The following is a 14,997-nucleotide window of genomic DNA, read 5'->3' on the forward strand; positions in this document are numbered from 1 at the left end:
CCGGCGCCAGCCAGTCGCACATGCTGGCGTTGGACTATGCGTTGCGGCCGGTGCTGTCCTCGCTCAACCCCAAGCACGTGCTGCCCAGCATCTATGCCACCGAAAGCCAGGTGACCTGGAGCGACGAAGCAGGGCTGGTGCTGGATGCCCCCATCGAAGCGCGGGTCGACGAAGGCGTGGCGCAGTTGTCGGCCAGCCTGTTGGCCTTGCACCGTGCGGCACCCGAGCAGTTTCACGAAATTCCATTCTCGCAGGTGCGCTGTAGCATCTGAAGCACACCAACGCTGGTGTTTTATTTCCACGCGCCGCCGGGCGACGTGGCGGGGTGCCTCGCGGCCCGCGCTCACCGACCGCAGTTCAGCAATCAGGAGAAGACATTGAAGCAGAACATCAAACCGTCGTGGCGCCGTCGCGCCTTGGGCTGGCTGGGTGCGGCTGCATTGGGCAGCGCCGTGCTGGCGCTGGGCCTGCCGCAGGCGGCGCAGGCACAGCAGGCCAAGCTGCTGCGCATCGGTTACCAGAAGGCGGCCAATACGCTGGTGCTGCTCAAGGCCCATGGCACGCTGGAAAAACGCCTGCAGGCACTGGGCGTGGAAGTGAAGTGGGCCGAGTTCGCGGCCGGGCCGCAGTTGCTCGAAGCGCTCAACGTCGGCTCGATCGACTTCGGCTACGTAGGCGAGGCGCCCCCGGTATTTGCCCAGGCCGCCGGTGCCGACTTCGTCTATACCGCTTACGAGATCCCCACCCCCGACGCCGAGGGTGTGCTGGTGCCAGGCAAGTCGACGCTCAGGAGCGTGGCCGACCTCAAGGGCAAGAAGGTGGCCTTCAACAAGGGCTCCGACGTGCACTGGCTGGTGGTGGCGCTGTTGAAGAAGGCTGGACTGTCCTATAGCGACATCCAGCCGGTCTATCTGGCGCCGGCCGATGCCCGCGCCGCCTTCGAGAAGGGCGCCATCGACGCCTGGGCCATCTGGGATCCGTTCCAGGCCGCCGCCGAGAAGCAGGTCGGCGCACGGCGGCTGGCGTCCGGCGTGGGCGCGGTGAGCCATCACCAGTTCTTCCTCAGCGCGCGGGCGTTCGCCAGCAAAAATGCCGGGATCGAAAAGATCCTGCTCGAGGAGATCACCCGCGAAGGCCAGTGGATCAAGTCCAACATTGCCCAGGCGGCGGCGCAACTGGCGCCGATCCAGGGCCTGGAGAGCGACGTCATCGAAACCGGCCTCAAGCGCTATGCCCACGTCTACAAGCCCATCGACGCCCAGGTGCTGGCCGAGCAGCAGCGCATCGCCGATGCCTTCTTCGAGCTCAAGCTGATCCCGAAGAAACTCAACGTCAACGACGCCGTATTGAAGTAAGCCCCCATCGAAGCTGGAGTCAGGCATGAATCTTTTCTGGTTTATCCCCACCCACGGCGACAGCCGCTACCTTGGCACCGCCGAGGGCGCGCGTGCGGTCACCCACGATTACATCAAGCAGATCGCGGTGGCGGCCGACACGCTCGGCTACGAAGGCGTGCTGCTGCCCACCGGCCGTTCCTGCGAAGACGCCTGGGTGGCCGCGGCCAGCCTCATCGATGCCACCAGGCGCCTCAAGTTCCTGGTGGCGGTGCGCCCCGGGCTGACCGCACCGACCCTGTCGGCGCGCATGGCGGCGACCTTCGACCGCCTCTCCAACGGGCGCCTGCTGATCAATGTGGTGACCGGCGGCGACCCGGTCGAGCAGGCCAACGATGGCATCTTCGGCACCCATGCCGAGCGCTATGAGATATCGGACGAATTCCTCAAGATCTGGCGCAGCGTGCTGGCCAATACCCATACCGGCGGTGAGACCGATTTCGAGGGCAAGCACCTGCGGGTCAAGGGCGCCAAGGCGCTCTATCCACCGGTACAGGGGCCTTACCCGCCGCTGTACTTCGGTGGCTCCTCGCCCGAGGCGATCGACCTGGCCGCCGAGCAATGCGACGTCTACCTGACCTGGGGCGAGCCACCCGCGGCGGTGGCCGAAAAGATCGCCCGCGTGCGCCAGCGCGCGGCCCGCGCAGGACGTACGCTGCGCTTCGGCATTCGCTTGCACGTGATCGTGCGCGAGACCAACGAGGCGGCGTGGCGCGCGGCCGACGAGCTCATCAGCCGGGTCGACGACGAAGCCATCGCCAAGGCGCAGGCCAATTTCGCCCGTATGGACTCCGAGGGCCAACGGCGCATGGCCGCGCTGCATGGCGGCCGGCGCGACCGGCTCGAGGTCAGCCCCAACCTGTGGGCTGGCGTCGGCCTGGTGCGCAACGGCGCCGGCACCGCGCTGGTGGGCGATGCGCCCACGGTGGCCGCGCGCATCAAGGAATATGCCGAACTCGGTATCGATACCTTCGTGATGTCGGGTTACCCGCACCTGGAAGAGGCCTATCGCTTCGCCGAACTGGTGTTCCCGTTACTGCCGCGCGCGCTGCAGGACAAGGTGGCCGGCACTGCGCTGGCCGGGCCGCTGGGCGAGATCATCGGCAACACCGACGTGCCCAAGGCGGCCCATGCCCAGGCCGGCGCCGGGTTGCGCGCCGCGCAGGGTTGAGGCCGACATGAGCAGCGCATCCAATGCATCGCTCGAAGTCGGCGCCACCGATGCCGTCGCCACCGGCGCGGGTCGCAAGCCGGCGCGCGCCGAGCACGGGCGTCGCAAGCTGAGCTGGGTCGGCTGGCTGCTGCCGCTGGCGCTGATGGTCTGGTGGGAGATCGCAGCCCAGGCAGGCTGGCTGTCGAGCCGCATCCTGCCCGAGCCGCTGGCGGTATTGAAGGCGGTGTGGACCCTGTCGGCCTCGGGCGAGCTGTGGCGCCACCTGGCCGTGTCGGGCGGGCGTGCGGCTTCCGGCTTTGCCGTGGGCGCCGGGCTGGGGCTGGTGCTGGGCCTGCTGTCGGGCAGCTGGCGCTGGGCCGAACTGCTGCTCGATACCACGCTGCAGATGGTGCGCAACATTCCCGCGCTGGCGTTGATCCCGCTGGTGATCCTGTGGTTCGGCATCGACGAGACGGCCAAGCTGTTCCTGGTGTCGGTGGGCGTGTTCTTCCCGGTCTACCTCAACACCTTCCACGGCATCCGGTCGGTCGACCGTGGCTTGATCGAGATGGCGCGCAGCTATGGGCTGTCGGGCTGGCCGTTGTACCGCGATGTGATCCTGCCGGGGGCCTTGCCGTCGATCCTGGTCGGCCTGCGCTTTGCGCTGGGCCTGGTGTGGGTGCTGCTGATCGTGGCAGAGACCATTTCGGCCCAGTCCGGCATCGGCTACATGACCATGAACGCGCGCGAGTTCCTGCAGACCGATGTGGTGCTGGTCGGGATCCTGCTCTATGCGCTGCTGGGCAAGCTGGCCGATACCGCCGCGCGCGCGCTGGAACGGTTCTGGCTGCGCTGGCATCCGGGTTACCAATGAATTCCGATACCGTCCACCGTTCGCAGGAGAAAGTCGTGCACATCCATGCCCAGGAAAACCAGGAAGTCGGTCGCACCGCCGCTGCCGGCAGCACCGGCGGCATCGGTATCGCCCTCAGGTCGCTGTCCAAGTCGTTCTCCGGGCGCCAGGTCCTGCACCAGGTCGACCTGCGGGTAGAGCCGGGCGAGTTCGTGGCCATCGTCGGCCGCAGCGGGTGCGGCAAGAGCACCCTGCTGCGGCTGGTGGCGCAACTCGACGGCGCCAGCAGTGGCGAGGTGATCTTCGAGCAGCACGACGCGGTGGGCGAACCCGAGATTCGGATCATGTTCCAGGATTCGCGCCTGCTGCCGTGGAAGCGGGTGTTGGAAAACGTCGCCCTGGGCTTGCCCCGGTCGGCCGCGCCACAGGCCTTGCAGGCGTTGCGCCAGGTCGGGCTCGAGCAGCGCGCCGGCGAGTGGCCGGCGGTACTGTCGGGCGGGCAGTGGCAACGCGTGGCGCTGGCCCGGGCGCTGGTGCACGAACCGCAATTGCTGCTGCTCGACGAACCGCTGGGCGCGCTCGACGCGCTCACCCGTATCGAGATGCAGGAACTGATCGAATCGCTATGGCAGTCGCGCGGATTCACCGCCTTGCTGGTCACGCACGACGTGCAGGAAGCCATTGCCCTGGCCGACCGGGTATTGCTGATCGAGGATGGTCATGTGGCGCTGGACCAGCGCATCGAACTGGAGCGTCCACGTTCGCGCGGCCAGGCCCGCTTCGCGCAACTGGAAGAGTGGATCCTGGCGCGCGTGCTGCGCCACCCCGGCAGCGAGCCGGCGGTCGATGAAACAAGTCCTGGCTTGCTCGCGCCGCGTAGCGTGCAGCAGGTCCAATGGGCGGTCTGAACCGCCGGCTTCATCTATTTCACCCATCGCGGTCCGGCCCCCAGGGCGGCCCGCACCCATTACCTTCAAGGAGCACAGCATGACCATCCAAGCCATCAACGTACGCAACCAGTTCAAGGGCAAAGTCAAGGCCATCATCGAAGGTTCGGTGGTCTCCGAAGTCGATGTCGAGACCCCGGCCGGCATCGTCACATCGGTCATCACCACCCGTTCGGTGAAGGACCTGGGCCTGACCATCGGCAGCGAAGTGGTCGCGCTGGTGAAGGCGACCGAAGTCTCGATCGCCAAGCTGTAATGCGTGCCGCAGCCGCCTGGCGCAGGCGCTGCGGCCGTCAGCGAACCCAGAAGGAACAAGGAGCCAGATGACATCTTCGGCACTGCAGGCTTACCTGGAGCGCCTCGAGCAGGCGGCGCGCAGCAGCCAATCCAAGGTCTGGCTGGACGAGCACGGACGTGCCGTCGGCCGCTATTTCAATACTTCGCTGACCTCGGCCTTCCAGCCGGTGCGCAGTTTCGGCGCTGGCGAGATCGTCGCCGTCGAGGCCTTCGCGCGCAGCTATTCCGAATTCGACAGCGGCCTGCACCTGTGGAAGCTGCTGGACCAGGCCGCCAGCGACGACGAGTCGGTCGAGCTCGATCGCCTGTGCCGCATGCTGCATGCGGTCAATTACTATCGCCAGGGCGGCACCGACAGTCCCGAGCTGCACCTGTCGGTGCACGCCCGGCTGCTGGCGGCGGTCAACAGCAACCACGGGGTGGCATACCGGCATATCCTGTCCAAGCTGGAACTGGCGCACGATCGCATCGTGCTGCAATTGCCGGTGGTCACGCCCAACCAGCGCTGGCTGCTCAACTACGTGCTCGACAATTACCGGCGCAACGGCTTCAGGCTGGGGGTATCGGCCAATAGCCCGCTGGAAGCGTTGGGCCTGCTGGACAAGGTGCGCCCGGACCTGATCAAGGTCGATGCCCGCGAACTGCCGGACCCCGACAGCGTCGGCCTGCTGTTGCTGCGTGCGGCCGAGCAGGGCGTACGGATCTTCTTCAAGCGGGTCGAGAATGCCGATGTGTTCGAGCGCCTGAACCAGTTCGGCGCGGCCATGGGCGAGCCGATACTGGCCCAGGGCTACCTGTGGGACCGGCCCCAGGCCAGGCTGCCGGCGGCGGCACTGGGACGGGCCGCCTGATCAATTGTTGTACCCATGCCTGCGCGAGGACCCGATGACTTCAGTTGCTTCCAGCCTTTCGCCCGCGCTACCGCGCATGGCCGATCATCGCGTGCTGGTGGTGCCGGGCCTGCACGGCAGCGGGCCGGGGCATTGGCAATCGCGTTGGGAGCGCTTGTACCCGGGCTTCGAACGGGTCCACCAGGATCACTGGGACCAGCCCGACCTGCCTGGCTGGTCGCAGCGCCTGGGCCAGGTGCTGGCGCAATCGCCACGACCGGTGGTGCTGGTGGCGCACAGCTTCGGCTGCCTGACGGCGGTGCATCGGGCCGCGGCGCTGGCGCAGGACATCTCGCCCCTGGTCGGCGCCCTGCTGGTGGCGCCGGCCGATCCCGACAAGTTCGACGTCAGCGCGGCCGTGCGCTATCGCCTGCCGTTTCCGGCGGTGGTGGTTGCCAGCCGCGACGATCCGTGGATGAGTGCGCCGCGAGCCCGTCAATGGGCCCACCAGTGGGGGGCGCGGTTTGTCGACGCCGGTGCGCTGGGCCATATCAATGCCGACTCGGGACTGGGGGATTGGGTCGAGGGACAGCAGTTGCTGCTGGACCTGATGGGGCAGCTCAAATAGCGTCGCCGGGCGCACGCCAGGACGCGCTCGCCGGGTCGGGTCCATTGGTTCTGATCGGCTCGGCTGCCGGTGCCTGGCGGCAATGGGCGCCTCGCCCGACACGCAATTTCCATCGATCATTATTCGTTTTGAATCTAAGGGCATGCAAATAATTTAGTTCTCTTTATAACTAACGGATGCGAATATCAAGCTCCTATAGTCGCATTTGTAATAAAAAGAGAAGACCATGTCCGCAACATCCGTTTCGATCCCGGCGGCCCGCAGCGCCGGGCCGGCTGCAGCAAGGGCTGGGCGCCGTGTGCTGCCAGGGTTCCATCTCTCCCTGGGTTTCACCATCTTCTACCTGGCACTGATCGTGCTGCTGCCGCTGTCGGCGATCTTCCTCAAGACCTTCACGTTGACCTGGCAAGGTTTCGTCGAGGCGGTGACCTCGCCGCGGGTGGTGGCGTCATACCAGCTGACCTTCGGCGCCTCGCTCATTGCCGCGCTCCTCAATGTCATCTTCGGCGGCATCGTGGCCTGGGTGCTGGTGCGCTACCGCTTTCCGGGCAAGCGCATCATCGACGCCCTGGTCGACCTGCCGTTCGCGCTGCCCACGGCCGTGGCCGGCATTGCGCTGACCACCCTCTATTCGCAGAACGGCTGGCTGGGAAAGCTGCTCGCGCCGCTGGGCATCAAGGTCGCCTTCACGCCATTGGGCGTGCTGGTGGCAATGACGTTCATCGGCTTGCCGTTCGTGGTGCGTACCGTGCAACCGGTGCTGGAAGAGGCCGAGCGCGAGCTGGAAGAAGCAGCTGCCAGCCTGGGGGCCAATCGCTGGCAGACCTTCTACCGGGTGGTGTTCCCGACCATCCTGCCGGCGCTGCTGACCGGCTTTGCGCTGGCCTTTGCACGCGCCACCGGCGAATACGGCTCGGTGGTGTTCATTGCCGGCAACATGCCCATGGTGTCCGAGATCACGCCGCTGTTCATCATCACCAAGCTGGAACAGTACGACTACGCCGGTGCCACCGCGATCGCCACGGTCATGCTGGTGGTGTCGTTCGTGCTGCTGCTGACGATCAACCTGTTGCAAGCCTGGAGCCGCAAGCGCGGCCGGGCAGAGAGGAACTGACATGAGTGGCGCACCTGATTCGTTCATCGCCGCGGCCGCCCGCGCAGAACCACCGCTGACCCCCGGCGCCACGCTGGAGCCCTGGTGGGTGCGGGCGCTGCTGATTGCCGTGGCGCTGGTGTTCCTGACGCTGTTCCTGTTCGTGCCGCTGGTGGCGGTGTTCTACGAGGCGCTCAAGAAGGGCTGGGATGTCTACGTCGCCTCCATCGTCGAGCCCGATGCCTGGTCGGCCATCAAGTTGACCCTGATCACGGCGGCCATCGCGGTGCCGCTCAACCTGGTCTTCGGCGTGGCTGCGGCCTGGGCCATCGCCAAGTTCGAGTTCCGTGGCAAGAATGTGCTGCTGACCCTGATCGACCTGCCGTTCTCGGTGTCGCCGGTGATCTCGGGCCTGATCTACGTGCTGCTGTTCGGCATGCAGGGCTACTTCGGTCCCTGGCTGCGCGAGCACGATATCAAGATCCTGTTTGCGGTGCCGGGCATCGTGCTGGCCACCATCTTCGTGACCTTCCCGTTCGTGGCCCGCGAGCTCATTCCGCTGATGCAGTCGCAGGGCAGCGAAGAGGAAGAGGCGGCGCTGGTGCTGGGCGCGTCGGGCTGGCGCACCTTCTGGCACGTGACCCTGCCCAATATCAAGTGGGGCCTGCTGTATGGCGTGATCCTGTGCAACGCGCGCGCCATGGGCGAGTTCGGTGCGGTGTCGGTGGTGTCGGGCCATATCCGGGGCGAGACCAACACCATCCCGTTGCAGGTCGAGATCCTCTACAACGAATTCAATATCACCGGCGCCTTCGCGGTGGCTTCGCTGCTGGCCTTCCTGGCCCTGGTGACGCTGGCCATCAAGAGCGTGGTCGAGTGGCGCATCCAGCGCCAGCTTGCCGTCACCGACAGCCATTGAGCCGCCAGAACGCATAAGGAGCAGCACATGAGTATCGAAGTCAAACAGATCAACAAGCGTTTCGGCAGCTTCACCGCACTCGACGATGTCTCGCTGAACTTCCCGGCTGGCGAGCTGACGGCCTTGCTGGGCCCGTCCGGCTGCGGCAAGACCACGCTGCTGCGCATCATCGCCGGGCTCGAGTCGCTCGACTCGGGCCAGGTGCTGCTCGATGGCGAAGACGCCTCGGCGCGTAATGTGCGCGAACGCCAGGTGGGTTTCGTGTTCCAGCACTACGCGCTGTTCAAGCACATGACGGTGTTCGAGAACATCGCCTTCGGGTTGCGCGTCAAGCCACGCAGCCAGCGCCCGTCCGAGAGCGTCATCCGCGACAAGGTCAGGAAGTTGCTCGAGCTGGTGCAGCTGGACTGGCTGGCCGACCGCTATCCGCCGCAATTGTCGGGCGGCCAGCGCCAGCGTATCGCGCTGGCCCGGGCGCTGGCGGTGGAGCCGCGCGTGCTGCTGCTGGACGAGCCGTTCGGGGCGCTCGATGCCAAGGTGCGCAAGGAGCTGCGCCGCTGGTTGCGCCGCTTGCACGATGAGCTGCATGTCACCAGCATCTTCGTCACCCACGACCAGGAAGAAGCGCTGGAAGTGGCCGACCAGGTGGTGTTGATGAACAAGGGCCGGGTCGAGCAGCTGGGTTCGCCCGCCGAGGTCTACAACCACCCGGCCACGCCCTTCGTCTATGGTTTCCTGGGGAACGTCAACCTGTTCCATGGGCGCTTGCACGAGGGTGTGCTCGATACCGGCGGCGCGCGCTTCGAGGCGCCCAACCATGGCGATGCGCGCGACCTGGCAGGGATCGGTTTCGTGCGTCCGCACGAGCTCGATGTGGAGCGTTACAGCCCTGGCGCGCAGGGCATCGTGGTGCAATTGCGCCGTTCGCATGCGATCGGCCCGCTGGCGCAGCTGGAGCTGGAGCGCGACGACAATGCCGAGTTGATCGAGGCGGTCATTTCCAACGAGCGGTTTGCCCAGCTGGGCTTGAAGAGTGGCGAGACGCTGGTGGTGCGGCCGCGTCGCCTGCAGGTGTTTGCCAACCAGGACGCCGGAGCCGCATCATGAATTTTCAACAATTACGCTCCATTCGCGAAGCCGCCCGTTGCGGCTTCAACCTGACCGAAGTGGCCAATGTGCTGTTTACGTCGCAACCGGGGGTGAGCCGCCAGATCCGTGAGCTCGAGGAAGAGCTCGGGGTCGAGATCTTCGAGCGCAACGGCAAGCGCCTGACCGGCCTGACCGAGCCTGGCAAGGGCATCCTGGGCATCGTCGAGCGCTTGCTGCTGGAAGCCGAGAACCTGCGCCGCGCCAGCAAGGAATACGCCGGCGAGCAGAGCGGCACGCTTTCCATCGCCACCACCCATACCCAGGCGCGCTATGTGTTGCCGCGCGTGGTGCAGGCGTTTCGCGCGGCCTTCCCGCAGGTGCGCATCGCGCTGCAGCAGAGCGCGCCCGAACATATCGCCGAGTGGGTCATCTCGGGCAAGGCCGACATCGGCATCGCCACCGAAGGCCTGTCGCAGTTCAAGGAACTGGTGTCGTTTCCCTGCTATACCTGGAGCCACGTGATCGTGGTGCCGCAGGGACATCCGCTGCTGCAACGGGAGCAGGTATCGCTGGCCGACCTGGGCGCCTATCCGCTCATTACCTACGACGTCGGCTTTACCGGTCGCGGGCATATCGATGAAGCGTTCCGCCAGGCCGGTATCGAGCCCGACATCGTGTTGACGGCGATGGATTCGGACGTCATCCAGCAGTATGTGGGACTGGGACTGGGGGTAGGTCTGGTGGCGTCGATGGCGGTGGACCAAGGCAAGCACATGGAACTGCAATCGATTGGCGCAGCGCATCTGTTCAAGCCCAACATTGCCCGCCTGGCAGTGCGGCGGGGCGCCTACCTGCGCGCCTACACGTTCGACTTCATCCAGCAGTTCGCGCCCGAACTGACCCGTGCCGACATCGTCAACGCCCTCAACGAGGCCAACGCCCAGGCCTAGGAACAGGTCTAGGAAGAGGCTCTAGTCGAGCGACTTGCGATAGACGATGAAACCCGAGTCGTCGGCCAGCTTGTCGTACAGCTGGCGCGCGCCTGCGTTGGTGTGGTGGGTATGCCAGTAGACGCGCGCGGCGCCGTCGTCGGCCGCGCGCCGATACAGGGCTTCGATCAGGGCCCGCGCAATCCCCTGGCCGCGCACGGCGGGCAGGGTGAACAGGTCCTGCAGGTAGCACACCGGTGCGGCCATGATGGTATTGCGGTGGTACAGGAAATGCGCCAGGCCCAGCAATTGCCCGTGCCGTTCGGCGACCAGCGCATGCACCGGCTCGGCTTCATCGAGCATGCGTGACCAGGTCAGGTCGGTGATGTCGGCTGCCAGGGCGGTCGGGCCGCTGCGGCCGTAGAACGCGTTGTAGGCGTCCCACAGCGGTTGCCATTGCGCGCGGTCTTGCGCTACGACGGGGCGGATGATGATGGCGGGGTGCGGGTCCATTGGGATGGTCTATGCGCGGCAAGTGCACAGTATAAGCCAGGCCCCCTATGTAAAATGCCCGCGCACGGTAGTGCAGCGGGCATTTTTTGTGCTGGCGCGCCGTCGGGCGCACAGCTCAGGCGCGGCGCGTCTGGGTTGCGCTATCGGTGGAATTGATCGACGAGGTCGGGTCGTTCGGCTGGTTTTGCTGCGCCTGGCCGGCGGCCATCAATTCGGCCATCGATGGAAAAGCCTTGGCCGGCTTCTTGGTGGACTGGAAGGCGGCGGCTGCCTGCGCCGTGGCCGACTGGGTGGAATTGACGGAATTGATCGCCATGATGGGCTCCCTGGTGATTGAGGTCACGGCGATTGCCGGACTGGAAACGACCTGGCCAGTATAGGCAAGCGTAGCCCGCCACCCCGGTGTTTTAACCGAAACTTACCGCTCTTTACCGTCGGCGTGCCGTCATTGTTGCGTCGCAGTCGCACCGTGTGCCGGTGGCATCCGTTTTCAGCGTCGTGACTGCGCCGCGCACCGGTCGCGCAAGGCGATATCCTCGTCGTCCGTCGTGTCGCGGCTGGCTACCTGGGTGCAGCGTCGATAGTGCGCCACATGGCGTTCGAACGCCGAGCGTGCCTGCGCCGGGGGCAGGGCCACCAGGCGCGCGATAAAGGCGCGGCTGCCGATCTCGAAGTGCTGGTAGTCGATCGGCTGTTTCCAGTGGCCGCCCCAGACCAGGAAACCATGGTCGTAGAACACGCCGACCACCTCTTCGGCCATCCCCGGCCGTGCTGGCTGCCGTTGCAGCGCGGCGGCGCCAGCGGCCGGCAATACCTGCTGCTGGCTGCTGCCGGACCCACTGACATACGGGTTTTGCACAGGGTTGATGTCGATGGCCACGCCATAGGCATGCTTGGACCAGCCGCCGCCGCCGGTCATCGGGCGGCCATTGAAAGCGGACGTGTTGTTGGCCGCCATCGACTTCTCATCGTCGCCGTCGAAGGCCTCCAGCGGCTGGGCACCGGCCAGCGGCACCGCGCGCAGCAGCAGTTCACCGAACAGCGACGCCACCTGGGGCGCTACCGCATCGAGTACCACCACCGCACCCTGGCGTACGTTGCCGTCGAAGTCGTGATAGTCGAAGGCTACCCGCGACAGGCGGGTGCAGGGCACCGGATTGCCGCTGGTGATGACCTGGTGCTGCTTCATGGCGGCGCACTGGGCGCGCGACAGCGGGGCAATGTCGGCCGAGGGGGCCGCCAGCGAAGGTGGCGAGGGCAACAGCGACAGGCTCGACAATACCGTCGCGGCCAGCAGGCGCGTCTTGTATAAAAAAATGGGGCGAAACGGTGATGGGGTCATGGTCGGCAATGATAGCCGCTTTGCCGGCGATGCGGCACGCCCGGGATTGCCCGGTGGAAAGGGCGACTGTCATCGCTGACACGAATTAGGGGTGTTCTCTGACAGGCAGGACGGCCGGAAGCGGGAATAATCCAGGCACAGAAACAGTCGAACCTCAGCACATTCCATTATTAACAAACTCTAGGAGGCAAAATATGTTGATTCGCCACACCTTATTGGCTGCTGCCGTCTTTACCGCCGTACTGGCTGGTTGCAACAAGCGCGACGAAGCGCCTGCCACGCCTGCCGCCGCGGCGCCTGCCGATACTGCGCCGGCCGCTGCCGCGCCAGTGACACCAACCCCGGCACCGGCCGCGACCGACTCGGGCAGCACCGCTGCCGCGCCGGCAGCGTCGGCACCGGCTGATTCGTCGGCGCCCCCGGTGACTGCCCCTGCAGGCGACACCACTGGCACACCCAGCGACAAGAAGCCCTAAGGACAAGCCTTAATCGATCAGATGGCATCAGCCACGTCATGTCCCCCGCAGTGGGAACAGCACTGCACCCGCCGCAACGGTCCGCCGTTGCGGCGTTTTGGTTTGTATGGGAGGTCGCGCTCGAATTGCAGCGAACTTTCTGCCGGACCCCCACTCCTACCGATGGTTGAACTGTTCCTTCAACCTCCCTTGAATAGGGAACTTGCCCGCGGTTAGATTTACTGCGGGCTTTTTTTCGTCCCTGGCGCTTGCTTCATGACCGCGATCATGGCGCCGAAGGCAGGACCGATGTTGGCTTCCAGGGATGGGTACATGCGCGAGATGCTGCCGTCCAGGTACAAGGCGTCGCGGCACTTGAGCTCGTCGCGCAGGAACACCGCAAAGTCGTAGAAGCTGATCGGATTGCGGGCGATGGCCAGCACCACCATGCCTGCGCTGTCGATGCAGGCAGCGTTGCGCACCACCATGTTGGGCGAGTCGGGATCGAACAGCGCATTGATCCTTCCCTGTACGATCATCAGCGGGCCGGACTGGGTGGCATAGCGTGCCGTGGCGTTCCATTGCTCCGACTGTGCCGCATAGGCGCCGGTCTCGACGATGAAGGCTTGCCCGGCGGCCAGCACCAGCACCCCGTTGGGTTGCAGGTAGAAGTTGCCATAGGCGTTCTGGCGCGTATTGAGACGACGCAGCAGCTTGCCGTCTTCGATGTACAGTCCGAGCGGCTGCAGTTGCTTGTCGTAGATGCCGGCATTGGTGGCGCACAGCATTTCCTCGCCCTGCTGGCGTAACATGGCGTCGAGCCGTACGAACGTGGCCAGCGGCTGGCCGGCGCCATCCTTCCAGTAGGTGCGGATGAGATCGGTGCGCGGGTCTGCCGTGCAGGCGCTGATGAAGCTCTGGCGATACTGGTACTGGCGCAGTTCGGCGGCACCGGCGGCGCCGGTCGCGCTGGCCAGCACCAGTGAAGGCAGCATGAGTGCGGGCAGCTGCCGCAGGCGGCGAAGAAACGTCTGGAACATCGGGTCGATAGCGGGGCAGGATGAAGAGGGCGCCGCTATTGTAATGGAGTGCCCCCTTCACGGCGTGATGCTGCACTGCAAGAGGCGATTGCGCATTTCTTATTAGAAAAACGGTGGGAAAAACTAAATAATTCGTCGATGCGGAAAGCACGCAACAGCGCATTCTCAAAAAAAAGTTATTGCCCGTGACGGCAGTGTTACACTCTCGCCCGAACGACCGCCGGCAGGTGTAAGGATCCCGTGCAATCGGGGTGAAAGGCCCGCTGCAGGCTGGTTTCGAACCGAATACACCATGGAGGAAACATCGATGAAATCCGCATTCCGTCTGACCAGCATCGCCCTGGCCGCTGCCACGATCGTCGCCTTCGCCCACCCGGTACAGGCCGAGACCGTCAAGATCGCCATCGCCGGGCCGATGACCGGCGCGGTGGCCCAGTATGGCGACATGGTCAAGGCTGGCGCATTGACCGCCATCGAGCAGATCAACGCCGCCGGCGGCGCCAATGGCAACAAGTTCGAAGTGGTGTTGATGGACGACGCCTGCGAACCCAAGCAAGCCGTGGCGGTGGCCAACAAGATCGTCAGCCAGGGTATCAAGTATGTCATCGGCCACGTCTGCTCGGGCTCGACCATTCCGGCCTCCGACATCTACGAAAACGAAGGCGTGGTCATGATCACGCCTTCGGCGACCGCGCCCCAGCTGACCGAGGCCAAGCCGCACAAGACCATCTTCCGCACCATCGGTCGCGACGACCAGCAGGGACCTGCGGCGGCGCGCTACGTGATCGAGAAGCTCAAGCCCAAGAAGGCCGCGGTGCTGCATGACAAGCAATCCTATGGACAGGGCGTGGCGACATCGGTGAAGTCGGCGCTGGACGCGGCCAAGGTGCCGGTGGCGGTGTTCGAGGGCATCAATGCCGGCGACAGCGATTACTCGGCCATCATCACCAAGCTCAAGTCGCAGGGCGTGGATTTCGTGTACTTCGGCGGCTATCACCCCGAGATGGGCCTGATCATGCGCCAGGCCCGCGAACAGGGCGTCAAGGCCGTGTTCATGGGGCCTGAAGGTGTCGGTAACAAGGACATCACCGCCATCGCCGGCGCCGCCTCCGAAGGCATGCTGGTGACCTTGCCGGCCGACTTCGCCGCCGATCCGGCCAATGCGGCGCTGGTGAAGGCCTTTGCGGCCCAGAAGCGCGACCCGAACGGTCCGTTCCAGATGCCGGCCTATTCGGCGGTGAAGGTGATCGCCGACGCCATCGCCGGCGCCAAGTCGACCGACCCCGCCAAGGTGGCCGCGTACATCCATGCCAACAGCTTCAAGACCCCGATCGGTACCGTCGAATACGACAAGAAGGGCGACCTGAAGTCGTTCAAGTTCGTCGTCTTCACCTGGCACAAGGATGCCACCAAGACCGAGGCCAAGTAAGCGTCGCGGTCTCGTGGGCAAGCGCCCGGCGTGACCCAAAACCGAAATGCCCCATGGCAGTGTGCATGGGGCATTTTCATATCAGA

General features: G+C 65.2%; 17 protein-coding genes and 1 pseudogene. 14 read left to right on the forward strand and 4 right to left on the reverse strand.

The features are described from left to right. The 12 genes and pseudogenes from PMI40_RS06600 to PMI40_RS06655 all read left to right on the forward strand — a co-directional run. Positions 1 to 272 (forward strand): annotated as a pseudogene (locus PMI40_RS06600) (FMN reductase (NADPH)); the annotation flags it as partial. Positions 273 to 377: 105 nt separating this feature from the next. Further along, positions 378 to 1,355 (forward strand): sulfonate ABC transporter substrate-binding protein, encoded by a 978-nt coding sequence (locus tag PMI40_RS06605; protein ID WP_008113418.1) that lies wholly within the window; start codon positions 378 to 380, stop codon positions 1,353 to 1,355. A 25-nt stretch (positions 1,356 to 1,380) separates the two neighbouring features. Then, positions 1,381 to 2,565 carry an FMNH2-dependent alkanesulfonate monooxygenase gene (gene ssuD, locus PMI40_RS06610; protein WP_008113419.1) on the forward strand — a complete coding sequence of 395 codons (1,185 nt, stop codon included), beginning with the start codon at positions 1,381 to 1,383 and terminating at the stop codon, positions 2,563 to 2,565. 7 nt (positions 2,566 to 2,572) lie between these two features. Then, complete coding sequence (gene ssuC / locus PMI40_RS06615; RefSeq protein WP_008113421.1) at positions 2,573 to 3,421, forward strand: aliphatic sulfonate ABC transporter permease SsuC; 849 nt, start codon at positions 2,573 to 2,575, stop codon at positions 3,419 to 3,421. After that, positions 3,418 to 4,308, forward strand: coding sequence for an ATP-binding cassette domain-containing protein (locus tag PMI40_RS06620; protein ID WP_008113422.1), 891 nt, complete (start codon positions 3,418 to 3,420; stop codon positions 4,306 to 4,308). Before ssuC ends, PMI40_RS06620 begins: the two co-directional genes overlap by 4 nt. 79 nt (positions 4,309 to 4,387) lie before the next feature. Then, entirely contained in the window at positions 4,388 to 4,603 is a 216-nt protein-coding gene (locus PMI40_RS06625; protein WP_006464491.1) for a molybdopterin-binding protein, read from the forward strand. A 67-nt stretch (positions 4,604 to 4,670) separates the two neighbouring features. Then, on the forward strand, positions 4,671 to 5,495 hold the full coding sequence (locus PMI40_RS06630) for an EAL domain-containing protein (protein WP_008113430.1): 825 nt from the start codon (positions 4,671 to 4,673) through the stop codon (positions 5,493 to 5,495). 34 nt (positions 5,496 to 5,529) lie between these two features. After that, positions 5,530 to 6,102 carry an alpha/beta hydrolase gene (locus tag PMI40_RS06635; RefSeq protein WP_008113431.1) on the forward strand — a complete coding sequence of 191 codons (573 nt, stop codon included), beginning with the start codon at positions 5,530 to 5,532 and terminating at the stop codon, positions 6,100 to 6,102. Positions 6,103 to 6,328: 226 nt separating this feature from the next. After that, positions 6,329 to 7,216 (forward strand): sulfate ABC transporter permease subunit CysT, encoded by an 888-nt coding sequence (cysT, locus tag PMI40_RS06640; RefSeq protein WP_008113432.1) that lies wholly within the window; start codon positions 6,329 to 6,331, stop codon positions 7,214 to 7,216. Position 7,217: 1 nt separating this feature from the next. Next, positions 7,218 to 8,114 (forward strand): sulfate ABC transporter permease subunit CysW, encoded by an 897-nt coding sequence (gene cysW / locus PMI40_RS06645; RefSeq protein ID WP_008113433.1) that lies wholly within the window; start codon positions 7,218 to 7,220, stop codon positions 8,112 to 8,114. Positions 8,115 to 8,141: 27 nt separating this feature from the next. Beyond that, positions 8,142 to 9,221, forward strand: coding sequence for a sulfate/molybdate ABC transporter ATP-binding protein (locus tag PMI40_RS06650; protein WP_008113434.1), 1,080 nt, complete (start codon positions 8,142 to 8,144; stop codon positions 9,219 to 9,221). Then, a complete protein-coding gene (locus PMI40_RS06655; protein ID WP_008113435.1) occupies positions 9,218 to 10,153 on the forward strand; it encodes a CysB family HTH-type transcriptional regulator in 936 nt (311 codons plus the stop codon). Before PMI40_RS06650 ends, PMI40_RS06655 begins: the two co-directional genes overlap by 4 nt. A 21-nt stretch (positions 10,154 to 10,174) precedes the next feature. Here PMI40_RS06655 and PMI40_RS06660 read toward each other — a convergent pair whose 3' ends face one another. From PMI40_RS06660 to PMI40_RS06670, 3 genes are all read right to left on the reverse strand, one after another. Continuing rightward, positions 10,175 to 10,645 (reverse strand): GNAT family N-acetyltransferase, encoded by a 471-nt coding sequence (locus PMI40_RS06660; protein ID WP_008113436.1) that lies wholly within the window; start codon positions 10,643 to 10,645, stop codon positions 10,175 to 10,177. Between the two features lie 115 nt (positions 10,646 to 10,760). Then, positions 10,761 to 10,961: a hypothetical protein gene (locus tag PMI40_RS06665; RefSeq protein WP_008113438.1), complete on the reverse strand. Its 201-nt coding sequence runs from the start codon at positions 10,959 to 10,961 to the stop codon at positions 10,761 to 10,763. Between the two features lie 174 nt (positions 10,962 to 11,135). Further along, positions 11,136 to 11,987 (reverse strand): M15 family metallopeptidase, encoded by an 852-nt coding sequence (locus PMI40_RS06670; protein ID WP_008113440.1) that lies wholly within the window; start codon positions 11,985 to 11,987, stop codon positions 11,136 to 11,138. A gap of 194 nt (positions 11,988 to 12,181) precedes the next feature. Between PMI40_RS06670 and PMI40_RS23200 the strand changes: the two genes are divergently transcribed. Further along, on the forward strand, positions 12,182 to 12,463 hold the full coding sequence (locus tag PMI40_RS23200) for a hypothetical protein (protein ID WP_008113442.1): 282 nt from the start codon (positions 12,182 to 12,184) through the stop codon (positions 12,461 to 12,463). Between the two features lie 218 nt (positions 12,464 to 12,681). On the opposite strand, the gene PMI40_RS06675 is transcribed toward PMI40_RS23200, so the two are convergent. Next, a complete protein-coding gene (locus PMI40_RS06675; protein ID WP_157221458.1) occupies positions 12,682 to 13,437 on the reverse strand; it encodes a phosphodiester glycosidase family protein in 756 nt (251 codons plus the stop codon). A 352-nt stretch (positions 13,438 to 13,789) separates the two neighbouring features. Between PMI40_RS06675 and PMI40_RS06680 the strand changes: the two genes are divergently transcribed. After that, positions 13,790 to 14,911 (forward strand): branched-chain amino acid ABC transporter substrate-binding protein, encoded by a 1,122-nt coding sequence (locus tag PMI40_RS06680; RefSeq protein WP_008113445.1) that lies wholly within the window; start codon positions 13,790 to 13,792, stop codon positions 14,909 to 14,911. The last annotated feature ends 86 nt before the right edge of the window (positions 14,912 to 14,997 follow it).

Source organism: Herbaspirillum sp. YR522 (genome assembly GCF_000282575.1).
GTDB lineage: Bacteria > Pseudomonadota > Gammaproteobacteria > Burkholderiales > Burkholderiaceae_D > Herbaspirillum.